1 protein-coding gene is annotated in these 452 nt (G+C 31.0%); it reads left to right on the plus strand.

The annotated features are described in order from the left end of the window. The first annotated feature begins 18 nt into the window (after positions 1–18). The gene (locus E3E36_RS13880) at positions 19–147 is read left to right on the plus strand and encodes a helix-turn-helix domain-containing protein (RefSeq protein WP_369334056.1); all 129 of its coding nucleotides are present in this window, start codon (positions 19–21) and stop codon (positions 145–147) included. Positions 148–452: the final 305 nt, after the last annotated feature.

Below are 452 nucleotides of genomic sequence, written 5' to 3' on the forward strand. Positions count from 1 at the left end.
TTAAATGCAGAGTATGAAATGATAGTAGATATGCTGCAAAAAGTAAAGTTTAATAAATCTAAAGCTGCTAAAATGTTGAATATAGACCGTAAAACTTTATACAATAAAATGAAGGCATATGGTATTATTGCTGAAGAAGAAAGCTAAGCGGTAATAATAACGCTACTTGCAGCTTAATAGTTTTGATTAGCGGTTGCGTAAGTTTTGTTCTATCATGTATCTTCACATCCGATAAAAATCAACTAATGAGAAAATTTCTGCAAACCTGTATAGTGTTGCTTATTACGGTAACATTTTTTGCTTCCTGCTCAAACTCAATTAAAGAAGCTAAGTTTATTCCTAAAGATGCAACATTTGTATTGGCTGCTCAGCCTGCATCACTTAACGAAAAGTTAGATAAAGCCAATATTAAATTAGATACTTTATATAAAGAACTGGCAAGTAAAGATTCA

The organism is Thermococcus sp. M36, assembly GCF_012027355.1.
In the GTDB taxonomy this organism is placed as follows: domain Archaea; phylum Methanobacteriota_B; class Thermococci; order Thermococcales; family Thermococcaceae; genus Thermococcus.

What these genes read in the sequence shown, in the direction of transcription:
- E3E36_RS13880 (WP_369334056.1), top strand. Translation starts at nt 19, where the DNA reads ATGATAGTAGATATGCTGCAAAAAGTAAAGTTTAATAAATCTAAAGCT.